Below are 14,046 nucleotides of genomic sequence, written 5' to 3'. Positions count from 1 at the left end.
GGCCGACACTAGCAGAAAAATTGTCTTACAGAAGCGCTACAGGTCAGTTTCCGGGTGGTTATGGCGCGATGTGCGTGGCTGATATACTCGCCGCCATTTCTAGCCAAGCTGTGTGAGATTCCATGGAACGCTTTATCGAAAATGCAATGTACGCCTCCCGCTGGCTGCTGGCGCCGATCTATTTCGGCTTGTCCCTCGGGCTGTTGGCGTTGGCGCTGAAATTCTTCCAGGAAGTGATCCATCTGCTGCCCAATGTCTTTGCAATGGCCGAGTCGGAACTGATTCTGGTGCTGCTGTCGCTGATCGACATGGCCCTGGTGGGTGGTTTGCTGGTGATGGTGATGATTTCCGGCTACGAGAATTTTGTCTCGCAATTGGATATCGACGACAACAAGGAAAAACTCAACTGGCTGGGCACCATGGACTCTTCGTCGCTGAAGATGAAAGTGGCGGCGTCCATCGTGGCGATTTCCTCGATCCACCTGCTGCGTATTTTCATGGATGCCAAGAATGTCGATCCACAGCACCTGATGTGGTACGTGATCATTCACATGACCTTCGTGATCTCGGCGTTTGCCATGGGTTACTTGGATAAAGTCACCAAGCATTGATCCAGGTCCGGCGCCTTTTGGCCCGGGATTTTGGGCTCATCAAGCGTAGGGCGAGTGTGCTAGTCTGCTCGCCCTTTTAGTTTGGATCACACGCAAGAAGCTGCGCTTTTGCAGGTTTTTTGCGGTTGTCCTACAGCGGAGCCTTTCCATGTCCGAAGTCAATCTGTCCACCGACGAAACCCGCGTCAGCTACGGCATTGGCCGTCAGTTGGGCGACCAACTGCGCGACAACCCGCCACCGGGCGTCAGCCTGGACGCGATCCTGGCCGGCCTGACCGACGCGTTCGGCGGTAAGCCAAGCCGTGTTGACCAGGAGCAAATGGCTGCCAGCTTCAAAGTGATCCGCGACATCATGCAAGCCGAAGCAGCGGCCAAGGCTGAAGCAGCCGCAGGCGCTGGCCTGGCATTCCTGGCTGAAAACGCCAAGCGTGAAGGTATCACCACCCTGGCTTCCGGCCTGCAGTTTGAAGTGCTGACCGCCGGTGACGGCGCCAAGCCGACCCGTGAAGACCAGGTGCGTACCCACTACCATGGCACCCTGATCGACGGCACTGTGTTCGACAGCTCCTACGAGCGTGGCCAGCCGGCAGAATTCCCGGTCGGCGGCGTGATCGCTGGCTGGACTGAAGCCCTGCAACTGATGAATGCCGGTAGCAAATGGCGCCTGTACGTGCCGAGTGAGCTGGCTTACGGCGCACAAGGCGTTGGCAGCATCCCGCCGCACAGCGTTCTGGTATTCGACGTCGAGCTGCTCGACGTTCTGTAAGACCTGCTGCTGAATTACCTGTAGGAGCGAGCTTGCTCGCGAAGGGTGTCAACGATAACGCGTAGTTTCTGGACTAACGCGGTGCCTTTGATACCTTCGCGAGCAAGCTCGCTCCTACAGTGTTTTACGTCGTTGCTCATGGGTGAAACTTGCCATTGAGCTCCGTCACTGGGCGCAACGCTCGGGCATAGCAGAATAGAAACAGATTCCTCACTACCTCCTTCAGCACCCCGGGTTCACTGGAACTCAGGCCGTTGACGTCCAGGTCGCCCTGGTCCTGCAGCTCATTCAACGCTTCTTCTTCCAGCACCGCACACACTTCGCCGGTTTCCCTATGAAGGATCCGCAGGTAAGGGTGCGGACGGTCCAGCCAGGCATCAATCAAATAAGTCATGGTTCGTCTCTCCTTGAAGGGGTTTCAATGAGAATAATTCTTATTCGTTGAATAGCAAGTCCCTATTGGCAATTTTCTGGTTTTTCTGTGTGGGCGTTGTGCAAGGTCAAAGTGGGTGGCTTTTTGCTACTTGGAGGGGGGATGCGGGGAGGGTGAGACGCCATCCCGCGACAGGCGCGGGATGGGGGCAGGCAGGTCAGACCTTGCGGACGAACTCGGACTTGAGCTTCATCGGGCCGATACCGTCGATCTTGCAATCGATATCGTGGTCGCCATCGCACAGGCGGATGTTCTTGACCTTGGTACCGACCTTGACCACCAGCGAGGTGCCCTTGACCTTGAGGTCTTTGATCACGGTGATGGTGTCACCGTCTTGCAGAACGTTACCAACGGAGTCTTTCTTCACGGTTTCATCGTTGGCTGCTTCGGCTTCACCACCGACGGACCACTCGTGGGCGCATTCCGGGCAGATCAGTTGGGCGCCGTCTTCGTAGGTGTATTCGGAATTGCATTTTGGGCAGGGTGGCAACGTGCTCACTAAAGCTCCTTGAAAGAGTCAGGATGGCTAAAAGTCGCACATTATATAGGGTTTTGCTGGGGCGGGGGCGATGCGGTCTAAATGTGGGAGCAGGCAAGCCTGCTCCCACAGGGAATCAGTGAGTACGCGCGACCGCAAACTCACTCAGCTCCACCAGGGCATCCCGGTATTCGCTGGCTGGAAGGGCTTCCAGGCATTTGATGGCGCGGGCTACGTAGTCGCGGGCCAGTTGTGCGGTGTAGTCGAGCGAGCCCGAGGCTTCCACGGCTGCGCGGATGCTTTCCAGGTCCTCGATGCCGCCTTTCTGGATCGCCTTGCGCACCAGTGCCGCCTGTTCCGGGGTGCCTTCGCGCATGGTGTAGATCAGCGGCAGGGTCGGCTTGCCTTCGGCCAGGTCGTCACCGACGTTCTTGCCCAGGGTTTCAGCATCGCCGCGATAATCGAGCAGGTCGTCCACCAGTTGGAAGGCCACGCCCAGATGGTCACCAAAGGTGCGCAGGGCTTCGGCCTGTTCGGCGGTCGCCTCGCACAGCGCGGCGGCACTGTGGGTCGAGGCTTCGAAGAGCATCGCGGTCTTGCCGCGAATCACTTCCATGTAGGTTTCTTCGGTGGTGCTCGCGTCACGCACCTTGGACAGTTGCAACACTTCGCCTTCAGCGATGATGCGCGTGGCCTGGGACAGGATCTTCATCACGGGCATCGAGCCCAGTTCGACCATCATTTCGAACGAGCGCGAATACAGGAAGTCGCCCACCAACACGCTGGGCGCGTTGCCCCACATGGCGTTGGCGGTCTCGCGACCACGGCGCATGCCAGACATGTCGACCACGTCGTCGTGCAGCAGGGTGGCGGTATGCAGGAATTCGATAGTCGCGGCCAGCAGGCGCAGGTCATCGCCTTCGCGGCCCAGGGCCTTGCCACACAGCAACACTAATAAAGGACGCAGGCGTTTACCGCCGGCCGAAGTAATATAGTCGCCAATTTTGGAGACCAGCGGCACTTTAGAAGTCAGCTGCTTCTTGATGATGCCGTCGACGGCGCTAAAATCGTCCGCCACCGCGCGGTAGAAAGCTTGGGGTTGCATCAGCGACAGTCGCTCCAGAAGGGTTGCGCGGCATGCTAGGACCCGCGCCCCCGGGTGTCAAGGCGCGATAGACGGCTACTTGCAAGCCTTCCCCAGCTTGCGTACAATCGCGCACCCTGAACTTCCTGGGCAGCACCTGCCTTACGCAATTGCATTCGGGACGTCCATCCCATGCAGCCATGCCAGCCAATACCTCTTCTTATAAAGCGCTGGGTGAGCAGGATTATCGGAGAAATACCATGTCGTACGCAGTAATTGTTACTGGTGGCAAGCAATACAAGGTCGCCCCAGGTGAATACCTGAAGATCGAAAAACTGGAAATCGCTACTGGCGAATCCGTTACTTTTGATCGCGTTCTGTTGGTCGCCAATGGCGATGACGTGAACATCGGCGCTCCAGTTGTTGCTGGCGCTACCGTTGTGGCTGAAGTGATCTCCCAAGGTCGTCACGATAAAGTCCGCATCATCAAGTTCCGTCGTCGTAAGCACCACATGAAGCGTATGGGCCACCGCCAGTGGTACACCGAGATCAAAATCACCGGTATTCAGGCTTAATTTCAGCCTAATTCCTCACTAGGAGAATTGACTCATGGCACACAAAAAAGCTGGTGGTAGTACCCGTAACGGTCGCGACTCAGAAGCCAAACGCCTTGGCGTTAAGATGTATGGCGGCCAGAAAATCATTCCGGGCAACATCATCGTGCGTCAGCGCGGCACCCAATTCCACGCCGGTTACGGTGTAGGCATGGGTAAAGATCACACCCTCTTCGCGAAAATCGAAGGCGTGATCAAGTTTGAAGTAAAAGGCGCGTTCAACCGCCGTTACGTGAGCGTTGTCTCGGCTTAATTGCGAGCTCGCTGGAAAAGCCCTGTCTTGCGACGGGGCTTTTTCGTTTGTGGGGTGAGTCTCTTGCAAAGCTGTTTGTAATGGGCTCCGGCGCTGGATTTTCGGTCGTCGATTGAGGTCGCTGCGCTCATTTTTGCAAGAGTCTTATGTCTTGGTTTCTTAAGCTCGTCCGTGCGGCGAGAGGCGTTTTGTTATGAAGTTCGTTGATGAAGTTTCCATCCGAGTAAAAGCAGGTGACGGCGGTAACGGTTGCATGAGTTTCCGTCGCGAAAAGTTCATCGAAAACGGTGGCCCGAACGGCGGTGACGGCGGTGACGGCGGTTCCATCTACATGATGGCCGACGAAAACCTCAATACCCTGGTGGACTACCGTTACACCCGGCACTTCGATGCCGAGCGTGGCTCCAACGGCGGTAGCACTGACTGCACCGGCAAAAAAGGTGAGGATTTGGTGCTGCGCGTGCCGGTCGGCACCACGATCATCGACTCTGCCACCCAGGAAGTGATTGGCGACCTGACCAAGGCCGGCCAGAAGCTGATGGTTGTGCAGGGCGGCTGGCACGGTCTGGGTAACACCCGATTCAAGTCCAGTACCAACCGTGCGCCACGCCAGACTACGCCAGGCAAGCCGGGCGAGCAGCGTGACCTGAAGCTGGAAATGAAGGTGTTGGCGGATGTCGGTCTGCTGGGCCTGCCAAATGCCGGCAAAAGTACCTTCATTCGCTCGGTGTCTGCGGCCAAGCCTAAAGTGGCGGATTATCCGTTCACCACTCTGGTGCCGAACCTGGGCGTGGTCAGTGTCGATCGTTGGAAGAGCTTCGTGGTTGCGGACATTCCGGGCCTGATCGAAGGTGCCTCCGATGGTGCGGGCCTGGGGATTCGCTTCCTCAAGCACTTGTCTCGTACCCGTCTGTTGCTGCACCTCGTCGATATGGCGCCGCTGGATGAAACCAGCGCCCCGGACGCTGCAGAGGTGATCGTCAACGAACTGGCCAAGTTCAGCCCGTCCCTGGCTGAGCGTGACCGTTGGCTGGTGCTGAACAAGTGTGACCAGATCCTCGAGGAAGAGCACGAAGAGCGGGTCAAGGAAATCGTTGATCGCCTGCAGTGGGAAGGGCCGGTGTACGTGATCTCCGCCATTGCCAAAGAAGGCACTGAGCGTTTGACTCGTGACATCATGCGCTACCTGGAAGATCGTGCTGATCGCCTGGCTGCTGATCCGGTCTACAAGGCCGAGCTGGCGGATCTTGACCAGCGCATCGAAGACGAGGCGCGCGCGCAGTTGCAGGCGCTGGATGACCAGCGTGCCCTGCGTCGCAGTGGCGTCAAGTCGGTCCATGACATCGGTGACGATGATTGGGACGAGGAAGATGTGGATGATGAAGATGGTCCAGAAATCATTTACGTGCGTGACTGATCTGTTGCGATAAACTTAAGCGCCGCTCAATCGAGCGGCGTTTTAGTATCTGGAAATCGGTAGTCACGAATAACGTTATGGGCGGCGCTGGGTCGCGTGGCCCTCAATCTAAGGTTGAAGATGATGCGGAGCAAAGTGACGGGTGCGCAACGCTGGGTCGTAAAGATCGGAAGTGCGCTGCTGACGGCAGATGGCAAGGGGCTGGATCGCGCGGCCATGAGCGTCTGGGTTGAACAGATGGTGGCCTTGCATGAGGCGGGTGTCGAGTTGGTGCTGGTGTCGTCCGGGGCGGTTGCCGCCGGGATGAGCCGCCTTGGCTGGACCGCGCGACCCAGCGCGATGCATGAGTTGCAGGCTGCTGCTGCGATTGGTCAGATGGGGTTGGTGCAGGCCTGGGAATCCAGCTTCGCCGAGCACGGACGTCATACCGCGCAGATTCTGTTGACCCATGACGATCTGTCCGACCGCAAGCGCTACCTCAATGCCCGTAGCACCTTGCGTGCCCTGGTCGAGCTCAAGGTGATCCCGGTGATCAACGAGAATGACACCGTGGTGACCGACGAGATCCGTTTTGGCGACAACGACACCCTGGCTGCCTTGGTGGCCAATCTGGTGGAGGCCGACCTGCTGGTGATCCTCACGGATCGCGATGGCATGTTCGACGCCGATCCGCGCAACAATCCGGATGCTCAGCTGATTTACGAAGCGCGGGCCGATGATCCTGCGCTCGACGCCGTGGCCGGCAGTGTCGGCGGCGCCCTGGGTCGTGGCGGCATGCAGACCAAGTTGCGCGCGGCGCGCCTGGCGGCCCGCTCCGGTGCTCATACCATCATCGTTGGCGGGCGCCTGGAGCGTGTGCTGGATCGCCTCAAGGCCGGTGAGCGCATCGGCACACTGCTGTCGCCCGAGCGTGGCATGCTGGCGGCGCGCAAGCAGTGGCTGGCCGGCCATCTGCAGACCCGCGGCACCCTGGTGCTGGATGCGGGCGCGGTGTCGGCGCTGTCCCAGGGGAACAAGAGCTTGTTGCCGGTAGGCGTCAAGTTGGTCCAGGGTAGCTTCCGTCGTGGTGAAATGGTGGTGTGCGTAGCGCCGGACGGTCGTGAAATCGCCCGTGGCCTGGCCAACTACAGCGCCCTTGAGGCGCAGAAAATCATTGGGCAGTCGTCTGAGTCGATTGTCGGTCTATTGGGTTACATGGCTGAGCCGGAGCTGGTTCACCGCGATAACCTGATCCTGGTTTAAAGGAAAAGCTGCGATGCGTGTGATGAAGGGATTGTTGGGGTTGTTGGTGGCGATACCGCTGCTGGCTTCGGCCGAAGAGATTGGCCAGGTATCGACGGTGTTCAAGTTTGTCGGACCAAACGATCGGATTGTGGTCGAGGCCTTTGATGATCCTAAGGTGGATGGCGTGACCTGCTACCTGTCTCGGGCCAAGACGGGCGGGGTGAAGGGCGGACTAGGGCTGGCTGAGGATCGCGCCGAGGCCTCGATCGCCTGTCGCCAGGTGGGGCCGATTCGTTTCAAGGGTGAGCTCAAAGATGGCGACGAGGTGTTCAAGGAGCGCACGTCGCTGGTGTTCAAGACCATGCAGGTGGTGCGTTTCCTCGACAAGAAGCGCAATACCCTGGTGTATCTGGTCTACAGCGACCGCCTGATCGAAGGTAGTCCGCAGAATGCGGTGACGGCGATTCCAATCCTGCCGTGGCCTGGCGCGCAATAGGTACTGGCAATGCAGCGTTGCTTTATGTGGGAGCTGGCTTGCCTGCGATAGTGGTTTAGCAGTCGACATCCATGTTGAATGTTATGTGCCCGTCGCAGGCAAGCCAGCTCCCACATTTGTTTTGGGGTGTGGCATAAATCGTAGGCAATAAAAAACCGACCCTAGGGTCGGTTTTTTAACAAGCTTATCGCTTAGGCTGCAGCAGCAAGGTTCAGAGCCTTGATGTGGCCATTCAGACGACCTTTATGGCGAGCAGCTTTGTTCTTGTGGATGATGCCTTTATCGGCCATGCGGTCGATAACTGGCACGGCCAGAACGTAAGCAGCTTGAGCTTTTTCAGCGTCTTTTGCGTCAATGGCCTTAACTACATTCTTGATGTAGGTACGAACCATGGAACGCAGGCTGGCGTTGTGGCTGCGACGCTTCTCAGCCTGTTTTGCACGTTTTTTGGCGGAAGGTGTGTTGGCCACCGTCGAGCTCCTCGAAAGACTTTTTAGGAAATAGCAAACAAAATAGGCCGCGAATCATGCCGATGAGTTGAAGTCTTGTCAAGGGCGGCTGATGCGAACTGCTGAGTGGTCGATCTGAAGAGGCGGGTTATTTATTTCCGGCGCTTGACCTGTAAACTCGCGAGCTTTGGCTCTGTGCTGTTGCAGGCGCGCAGTATCGCATAAGTGGGCGCTTTGTACGCCTGCTCTTTATCTATAGGCAAAAACTCTTTCAATGAATCTGCTCAAGTCGTTGGCCGCCGTCAGCTCTATCACGATGATTTCCAGGGTTCTGGGGTTTGTACGTGACACCCTCATTGCACGTATTTTTGGCGCGAGCATGGCCACGGATGCCTTCTTTATCGCGTTCAAGCTGCCCAACCTGCTGCGGCGGATCTTCGCTGAGGGCGCGTTTTCCCAGGCCTTTGTGCCGATTTTGGCTGAGTACAAAACCCAGCAAGGCGAAGAGGCCACTCGCACATTCATCGCCTATGTCTCGGGCCTTTTGACCCTGGTGCTGATGCTGGTGACCATTGCCGGGATGCTCGCCGCCCCCTGGATCATCTGGGCCACGGCCCCTGGTTTTGCCAACACACCGGAAAAATTCGCCCTCACCAGCGATCTGTTGCGGGTGACCTTTCCTTATATATTGCTGATCTCCCTGTCGTCCCTGGCGGGCGCGATCCTCAATACCTGGAACCGTTTCTCGGTGCCAGCGTTTGTGCCGACCCTGCTAAACGTCAGCATGATCATCTTTGCCCTGTTCCTCACGCCGTACTTCGATCCGCCGGTCATGGCGCTCGGCTGGGCAGTGCTGGCTGGTGGCCTGGCGCAGCTGTTGTATCAACTGCCGCACCTGAAAAAGATTGGCATGCTCGTGTTGCCGCGCTTGAATCTCAAGGATACGGGCGTCTGGCGGGTCATGAAGAACATGCTGCCGGCGATTCTCGGGGTTTCGGTCAGTCAGATCTCCCTGATCATTAATACCGCGTTTGCTTCACTGCTGGTCTCAGGCTCAGTGTCGTGGATGTATTACGCCGACCGTTTGATGGAGTTGCCCTCCGGTGTGCTGGGCGTGGCGCTGGGCACCATTTTGCTGCCAACCCTGGCGCGCACCTATGCCAGCAAGGACCGCCATGAGTACTCGCGCATTCTCGACTGGGGCCTGCGCCTGTGCTTCGTGCTGGTGCTGCCATGCTCCCTGGCCCTGGGGATCCTGGCCGAGCCGCTGACCGTCTCGCTGTTCCAGTATGGCCAATTCAGCGCCTTCGATGCCTTGATGACCCAGCGCGCGCTGATTGCTTATTCGGTGGGGTTGCTGGGGATTATTGTGATCAAGGTCCTGGCGCCGGGCTTTTATGCCCAGCAAAACATTCGTACCCCAGTGAAAATTGCGATTTTCACCCTGGTGGTCACACAGCTGTTCAACCTGATATTCATCGGGCCGTTGGCTCACGCGGGCCTGGCCTTGGCCATCAGTGCCGGTGCCTGCATCAACGCCGGCCTGCTGTTTTATCAACTGCGTAAACAAAAAATGTACCAGCCGCAGCCAGGCTGGGGTGTGTTTGCGCTCAAGTTGCTGCTGGCGGTGGCGGTGATGTCGGCGGTATTGCTGGGGCTGATGCACTGGATGCCGGCGTGGGACGAAGGACAGATGCTCGAGCGATTCCTGCGCCTGGGCCTGTTGGTCGTGGCCGGGGTGATCGCCTACTTTGGCATGTTATTGCTGCTGGGCTTCCGCCTGCGGGATTTCAATCGCAAGGCGCTGAATTGATCGCAATCAACAATAAGCTGGCTGTTTTGTCGATTCGAATCATTTGGCCTGTGCTGTTGCCTGTCGTCCGGGGCTGGGTGTGGTTATAATCGACCACTTTATGAGCAAGAAGCGCGTTATGCAGCTGGTTCGAGGTCTCCACAACCTGCGCCCCGAGCATCGGGGGTGCGTCGCCACTATTGGCAACTTTGACGGTGTTCACCGTGGCCACCAGGCTATCCTGGCGCGGCTGCGCGAGCGCGCAGTCGAGTTGGGCGTGCCCAGCTGCGTGGTGATTTTCGAGCCGCAGCCCCGTGAATTCTTCACCCCCGAGACGGCCCCGGCCCGTTTGGCCCGCTTGCGGGACAAACTGCAACTGCTGGCCGAAGAAGGCGTGGACCGGGTCCTGTGCCTGGCGTTCAACCAGCGTTTGCGCAGCCTCAGCGCCACCGAGTTTGTTGACCGCATCCTCGTCGATGGCCTGGGTGTGCAGCATTTGGAGGTCGGTGACGACTTCCGCTTCGGTTGCGACCGCGTAGGGGATTTCGATTTCCTGCAACAGGCCGGCGTAACCCAGGGTTTTACTGTCGAAGCCGCGCAAACCGTCGAACTGGACGGCCTGCGCGTGAGCAGCACCCAGGTGCGAAATGCCCTGGCGGCGGCCGACTTCGCCTTGGCCGAGCGTTTGCTCGGCCGCCCGTTCCGGATTGCCGGGCGGGTCCTGCACGGCCAGAAGCTGGCGCGCCAACTGGGCACGCCAACCGCCAACGTGCAACTCAAGCGCCGTCGCGTGCCACTGACCGGGGTGTATCTGGTGAGTGTCGATATCGACGGCCAACCGTGGCCCGGAGTCGCCAATATAGGCGTCAGGCCAACGGTTGCAGGTGATGGCAAGGCCCACCTGGAAGTTCACCTTTTGGATTTTGCCGGGGATTTGTATGACCGGCGTTTGACGGTGGTTTTCCACCAAAAGCTGCGTGAAGAGCAGCGATTCGCCTCCTTGGAGGCGCTGAAAACGGCGATCAATGCGGATGTCGCCGCCGCCCGTGCACTAGCCGCACCTAGCGCCCATCGCTAATGAAGAGCCTTAAATGACCGACTATAAAGCCACGCTAAACCTTCCGGACACCGCCTTCCCAATGAAGGCCGGCCTGCCACAGCGCGAACCGCAGATCCTGCAGCGCTGGGACAGTATTGGCCTGTACGGAAAGTTGCGCGAGATTGGCAAGGATCGTCCGAAGTTCGTCCTGCACGACGGCCCTCCTTATGCCAACGGCACGATTCACATCGGTCATGCGCTGAACAAGATTCTCAAGGACATGATCCTGCGCTCTAAAACCCTGGCGGGTTTTGATGCGCCTTATGTCCCGGGTTGGGACTGCCACGGCCTGCCGATCGAACACAAGGTCGAAGTGACCTACGGCAAGAACCTTGGCGCCGATAAAACCCGCGAACTGTGCCGTGACTACGCTGCCGAGCAGATCGAAGGGCAGAAGTCCGAGTTCATCCGCCTGGGTGTGCTGGGCGAGTGGGACAACCCATACAAAACCATGAACTTCAAGAACGAGGCCGGTGAAATCCGTGCCTTGGCCGAAATCGTCAAGGGCGGTTTCGTGTTCAAAGGCCTCAAGCCGGTGAACTGGTGCTTCGATTGCGGCTCGGCCCTGGCTGAAGCGGAAGTCGAATACGAAGACAAGAAGTCTTCCACCATCGACGTAGCCTTCCCGATTGCCGACGACGCCAAGCTGGCCCAGGCGTTTGGCCTGGCAAGCCTGAGCAAACCGGCTGCCATCGTGATCTGGACCACCACCCCGTGGACCATTCCCGCCAACCAGGCGCTGAACGTGCACCCGGAATTCACCTACGCCCTGGTGGACGTTGGTGATCGCCTGCTGGTACTCGCCGAGGAAATGGTCGAAGCGTGCCTGGCTCGCTACGAACTGCAAGGTTCGGTGATCGCTACCACCACCGGTTCCGCGCTGGAACTGATCAACTTCCGTCATCCGTTCTATGACCGTCTGTCGCCGGTGTACCTGGCTGACTACGTCGAGTTGGGTTCGGGTACCGGTGTGGTCCACTCCGCGCCGGCCTACGGCGTGGACGACTTCGTGACCTGCAAAGCCTATGGCATGGTCAACGATGACATCCTCAATCCGGTGCAAAGCAATGGCGTATACGTGCCTTCGCTGGAGTTCTTCGGCGGCCAGTTCATCTTCAAGGCCAACCAGCCGATCATCGACAAACTGTCGGAAGTCGGTGCGCTGCTGCACACCGAAACCATCAAGCACAGTTACATGCACTGCTGGCGCCACAAGACCCCGTTGATCTACCGTGCCACCGCGCAATGGTTCATCGGCATGGACAAAGAGCCTGTCGCCGGCGAAACCCTGCGCAAGCGTGCGATCAAAGCCATCGAAGAAACCAAGTTCGTCCCGGCCTGGGGCCAGGCACGTCTGCACTCGATGATCGCCAATCGTCCGGACTGGTGCATCTCCCGCCAGCGCAACTGGGGCGTACCGATCCCGTTCTTCCTGAACAAGGAAAGCGGCGAACTGCACCCGCGCACCGTCGAACTGATGGAAGTGGTAGCCCAGCGCGTTGAGCAGGAAGGCATCGAAGCCTGGTTCAAGCTGGACGCTGCTGAGCTGCTGGGCGATGAAGCGCCGCTGTACGACAAGATCAGCGACACCCTCGATGTGTGGTTCGACTCGGGCACCACCCACTGGCACGTGCTGCGCAGTTCGCACCCGATGGGTCACGAGACCGGCCCGCGTGCCGACCTGTACCTGGAAGGCTCGGATCAACACCGTGGCTGGTTCCACTCGTCCCTGCTGACCGGCTGCGCCATCGACGATCACGCGCCGTACCGCGAACTTCTGACCCACGGTTTTACCGTCGACGAGAACGGCCGCAAGATGTCCAAGTCCCTGGGCAACGTAATTGCGCCGCAGAAGGTCAATGACACCCTCGGTGCCGACATCATGCGCCTGTGGGTGGCTTCCACCGACTACTCGGGCGAGATGGCCGTTTCGGAGCAGATCCTGCAACGCAGTGCCGATGCCTACCGCCGTATCCGCAATACCGCACGCTTCATGCTGTCGAACCTGACCGGTTTCAACCCGGCCACCGACATCCTGCCGGCCGAGGAAATGCTCGCCCTGGACCGTTGGGCCGTGGACCGTACCCTGTTGTTGCAGCGCGAGTTGCAGGAACACTACGGCGAATACCGGTTCTGGAACGTCTATTCGAAGATCCACAATTTCTGCGTGCAGGAGTTGGGTGGTTTCTACCTCGACATCATCAAGGACCGCCAGTACACCACCGGCGCCAACAGCAAGGCGCGCCGCTCGGCGCAAACCGCGCTGTATCACATCTCTGAAGCGCTGGTGCGCTGGATTGCACCGATCCTGGCCTTCACCGCCGACGAGCTGTGGGAGTACCTGCCGGGCGAACGTAACGAGTCCGTGATGCTCAACACTTGGTACGAAGGCCTGACCGAATTGCCGGCCGACTTCGAACTGGGCCGCGAGTACTGGGAAGGCGTGATGGCCGTCAAGGTTGCGGTGAACAAGGAACTGGAAGTCCAGCGTGCGGCCAAGGCCGTGGGTGGCAACCTGCAAGCCGAAGTCACGCTGTTTGCCGAGGAGGGCCTGACCGCCGACCTGGGCAAGTTGAGCAACGAGCTGCGCTTCGTGCTGATTACCTCGACAGCCAGCCTGGCGCCATTCGCCCAGGCCCCGGCTGATGCGGTCGCGACCGAAGTACCGGGCCTCAAGCTCAAGGTGGTCAAGTCGGCCTTCGCCAAGTGCGCCCGCTGCTGGCACTGCCGTGAAGACGTCGGCGTGAACCCTGAGCATCCGGAAATCTGCGGTCGTTGCGTCGACAACATCAGCGGTGCTGGCGAGGTTCGCCACTATGCCTAAATCCAGCCGTTTCGGACGTCTGGGTTGGCTCGCATTGAGCTTGCTGGTCCTGGTCATCGACCAGGTCAGCAAGGCTCACTTCGAGGGCACCCTGGAAATGTTCCAGCAGATCGTGGTGATTCCTGACTACTTCAGTTGGACCTTGGCCTACAACACTGGCGCCGCATTCAGCTTTCTGGCTGACGGCGGTGGCTGGCAGCGTTGGCTGTTTGCCCTGATCGCCGTGGTGGTCAGTGCGGTGCTGGTGGTCTGGCTCAAGCGCCTGGGCCGCAACGACACCTGGCTGGCTATCGCCCTGGCGCTGGTGCTGGGCGGGGCCCTGGGCAATCTGTACGACCGCATTGCCTTGGGCCATGTGATCGACTTCATTCTGGTGCACTGGCAGAACCGCCATTACTTCCCGGCGTTCAACTTTGCCGACAGCGCCATCTGCGTTGGCGCAATCATGCTGGCGCTGGATATGTTCAAGGGCAACAAACCCGGAGAAGCCGTAAATGACTGAACAA

General features: G+C 58.8%; 15 protein-coding genes. 11 read left to right on the top strand and 4 right to left on the bottom strand.

Annotated features, from left to right (window positions below; genetic code table 11):
• Nucleotides 1-122: 122 nt before the first annotated feature.
• A complete protein-coding gene (locus JTY93_RS22780; protein WP_029292073.1) occupies nucleotides 123-611 on the top strand; it encodes a TIGR00645 family protein in 489 nt (162 codons plus the stop codon).
• A 148-nt stretch (nucleotides 612-759) separates the two neighbouring features.
• Nucleotides 760-1,377, top strand: coding sequence for a BamJ family beta-barrel-assembly machinery protein (gene bamJ, locus JTY93_RS22775; RefSeq protein ID WP_169998552.1), 618 nt, complete (start codon nucleotides 760-762; stop codon nucleotides 1,375-1,377).
• 136 nt (nucleotides 1,378-1,513) lie between these two features.
• On the opposite strand, the gene JTY93_RS22770 is transcribed toward bamJ, so the two are convergent.
• From JTY93_RS22770 to JTY93_RS22760, 3 genes are all read right to left on the bottom strand, one after another.
• The gene (locus tag JTY93_RS22770; protein ID WP_038443494.1) at nucleotides 1,514-1,771 is read right to left on the bottom strand and encodes a PA4570 family protein; all 258 of its coding nucleotides are present in this window, start codon (nucleotides 1,769-1,771) and stop codon (nucleotides 1,514-1,516) included.
• Nucleotides 1,772-1,967: 196 nt separating this feature from the next.
• Complete coding sequence (locus JTY93_RS22765) at nucleotides 1,968-2,309, bottom strand: zinc ribbon domain-containing protein YjdM (RefSeq protein ID WP_169998554.1); 342 nt, start codon at nucleotides 2,307-2,309, stop codon at nucleotides 1,968-1,970.
• A 115-nt stretch (nucleotides 2,310-2,424) separates the two neighbouring features.
• Nucleotides 2,425-3,393 carry a polyprenyl synthetase family protein gene (locus JTY93_RS22760; RefSeq protein WP_032861875.1) on the bottom strand — a complete coding sequence of 323 codons (969 nt, stop codon included), beginning with the start codon at nucleotides 3,391-3,393 and terminating at the stop codon, nucleotides 2,425-2,427.
• 239 nt (nucleotides 3,394-3,632) lie between these two features.
• Between JTY93_RS22760 and rplU the strand changes: the two genes are divergently transcribed.
• The 5 genes from rplU (at nucleotide 3,633) to JTY93_RS22735 (ending at nucleotide 7,376) form a co-directional block, all read left to right on the top strand.
• Nucleotides 3,633-3,947 carry a 50S ribosomal protein L21 gene (gene rplU, locus JTY93_RS22755; protein WP_003176051.1) on the top strand — a complete coding sequence of 105 codons (315 nt, stop codon included), beginning with the start codon at nucleotides 3,633-3,635 and terminating at the stop codon, nucleotides 3,945-3,947.
• A 34-nt stretch (nucleotides 3,948-3,981) separates the two neighbouring features.
• Nucleotides 3,982-4,239: a 50S ribosomal protein L27 gene (gene rpmA, locus JTY93_RS22750; protein WP_029292052.1), complete on the top strand. Its 258-nt coding sequence runs from the start codon at nucleotides 3,982-3,984 to the stop codon at nucleotides 4,237-4,239.
• Between the two features lie 193 nt (nucleotides 4,240-4,432).
• Entirely contained in the window at nucleotides 4,433-5,656 is a 1,224-nt protein-coding gene (gene cgtA, locus JTY93_RS22745) for an Obg family GTPase CgtA (RefSeq protein WP_154906582.1), read from the top strand.
• 123 nt (nucleotides 5,657-5,779) lie between these two features.
• A complete protein-coding gene (proB, locus tag JTY93_RS22740) occupies nucleotides 5,780-6,898 on the top strand; it encodes a glutamate 5-kinase (protein WP_057441105.1) in 1,119 nt (372 codons plus the stop codon).
• Between the two features lie 13 nt (nucleotides 6,899-6,911).
• Entirely contained in the window at nucleotides 6,912-7,376 is a 465-nt protein-coding gene (locus JTY93_RS22735) for a CreA family protein (protein ID WP_169998556.1), read from the top strand.
• Nucleotides 7,377-7,567: 191 nt separating this feature from the next.
• Here JTY93_RS22735 and rpsT read toward each other — a convergent pair whose 3' ends face one another.
• Nucleotides 7,568-7,846, bottom strand: coding sequence for a 30S ribosomal protein S20 (gene rpsT / locus JTY93_RS22730; RefSeq protein ID WP_003215870.1), 279 nt, complete (start codon nucleotides 7,844-7,846; stop codon nucleotides 7,568-7,570).
• 253 nt (nucleotides 7,847-8,099) lie between these two features.
• On the opposite strand from rpsT, the gene murJ reads away from it, so the two are divergent.
• The 4 genes from murJ to lspA all read left to right on the top strand — a co-directional run bounded on the left by murJ (nucleotide 8,100) and on the right by lspA (nucleotide 14,042).
• A complete protein-coding gene (murJ, locus tag JTY93_RS22725; protein ID WP_205477293.1) occupies nucleotides 8,100-9,638 on the top strand; it encodes a murein biosynthesis integral membrane protein MurJ in 1,539 nt (512 codons plus the stop codon).
• 118 nt (nucleotides 9,639-9,756) lie between these two features.
• Entirely contained in the window at nucleotides 9,757-10,695 is a 939-nt protein-coding gene (ribF, locus tag JTY93_RS22720) for a bifunctional riboflavin kinase/FAD synthetase (protein ID WP_057441100.1), read from the top strand.
• A 13-nt stretch (nucleotides 10,696-10,708) separates the two neighbouring features.
• Nucleotides 10,709-13,540: an isoleucine--tRNA ligase gene (ileS, locus tag JTY93_RS22715; RefSeq protein ID WP_205477292.1), complete on the top strand. Its 2,832-nt coding sequence runs from the start codon at nucleotides 10,709-10,711 to the stop codon at nucleotides 13,538-13,540.
• Nucleotides 13,533-14,042 carry a signal peptidase II gene (gene lspA / locus JTY93_RS22710; RefSeq protein WP_169951053.1) on the top strand — a complete coding sequence of 170 codons (510 nt, stop codon included), beginning with the start codon at nucleotides 13,533-13,535 and terminating at the stop codon, nucleotides 14,040-14,042. Before ileS ends, lspA begins: the two co-directional genes overlap by 8 nt.
• Nucleotides 14,043-14,046: the final 4 nt, after the last annotated feature.

Source organism: Pseudomonas hygromyciniae, assembly GCF_016925675.1.
GTDB classification, from domain to species: Bacteria; Pseudomonadota; Gammaproteobacteria; order Pseudomonadales; family Pseudomonadaceae; genus Aquipseudomonas; species Aquipseudomonas hygromyciniae.
Note: the sequence above shows the minus strand (reverse complement) of the source record. Positions and strands in the feature narration are given on the sequence as shown.

Bases quoted from the DNA above. Each gene is read 5' to 3' on its own strand.
- ribF (WP_057441100.1), top strand. From the start codon at position 9,757: ATGCAGCTGGTTCGAGGTCTCCACAACCTGCGCCCCGAGCATCGGGGG.
- ileS (WP_205477292.1), top strand. From the start codon at position 10,709: ATGACCGACTATAAAGCCACGCTAAACCTTCCGGACACCGCCTTCCCA.
- rplU (WP_003176051.1), top strand. From the start codon at position 3,633: ATGTCGTACGCAGTAATTGTTACTGGTGGCAAGCAATACAAGGTCGCC.
- cgtA (WP_154906582.1), top strand. From the start codon at position 4,433: ATGAAGTTCGTTGATGAAGTTTCCATCCGAGTAAAAGCAGGTGACGGC.
- JTY93_RS22780 (WP_029292073.1), top strand. From the start codon at position 123: ATGGAACGCTTTATCGAAAATGCAATGTACGCCTCCCGCTGGCTGCTG.
- rpmA (WP_029292052.1), top strand. From the start codon at position 3,982: ATGGCACACAAAAAAGCTGGTGGTAGTACCCGTAACGGTCGCGACTCA.
- JTY93_RS22770 (WP_038443494.1), bottom strand. From the start codon at position 1,771: ATGACTTATTTGATTGATGCCTGGCTGGACCGTCCGCACCCTTACCTG.
- bamJ (WP_169998552.1), top strand. From the start codon at position 760: ATGTCCGAAGTCAATCTGTCCACCGACGAAACCCGCGTCAGCTACGGC.
- lspA (WP_169951053.1), top strand. From the start codon at position 13,533: ATGCCTAAATCCAGCCGTTTCGGACGTCTGGGTTGGCTCGCATTGAGC.
- murJ (WP_205477293.1), top strand. From the start codon at position 8,100: ATGAATCTGCTCAAGTCGTTGGCCGCCGTCAGCTCTATCACGATGATT.
- proB (WP_057441105.1), top strand. From the start codon at position 5,780: ATGCGGAGCAAAGTGACGGGTGCGCAACGCTGGGTCGTAAAGATCGGA.
- JTY93_RS22735 (WP_169998556.1), top strand. From the start codon at position 6,912: ATGCGTGTGATGAAGGGATTGTTGGGGTTGTTGGTGGCGATACCGCTG.
- JTY93_RS22760 (WP_032861875.1), bottom strand. From the start codon at position 3,393: ATGCAACCCCAAGCTTTCTACCGCGCGGTGGCGGACGATTTTAGCGCC.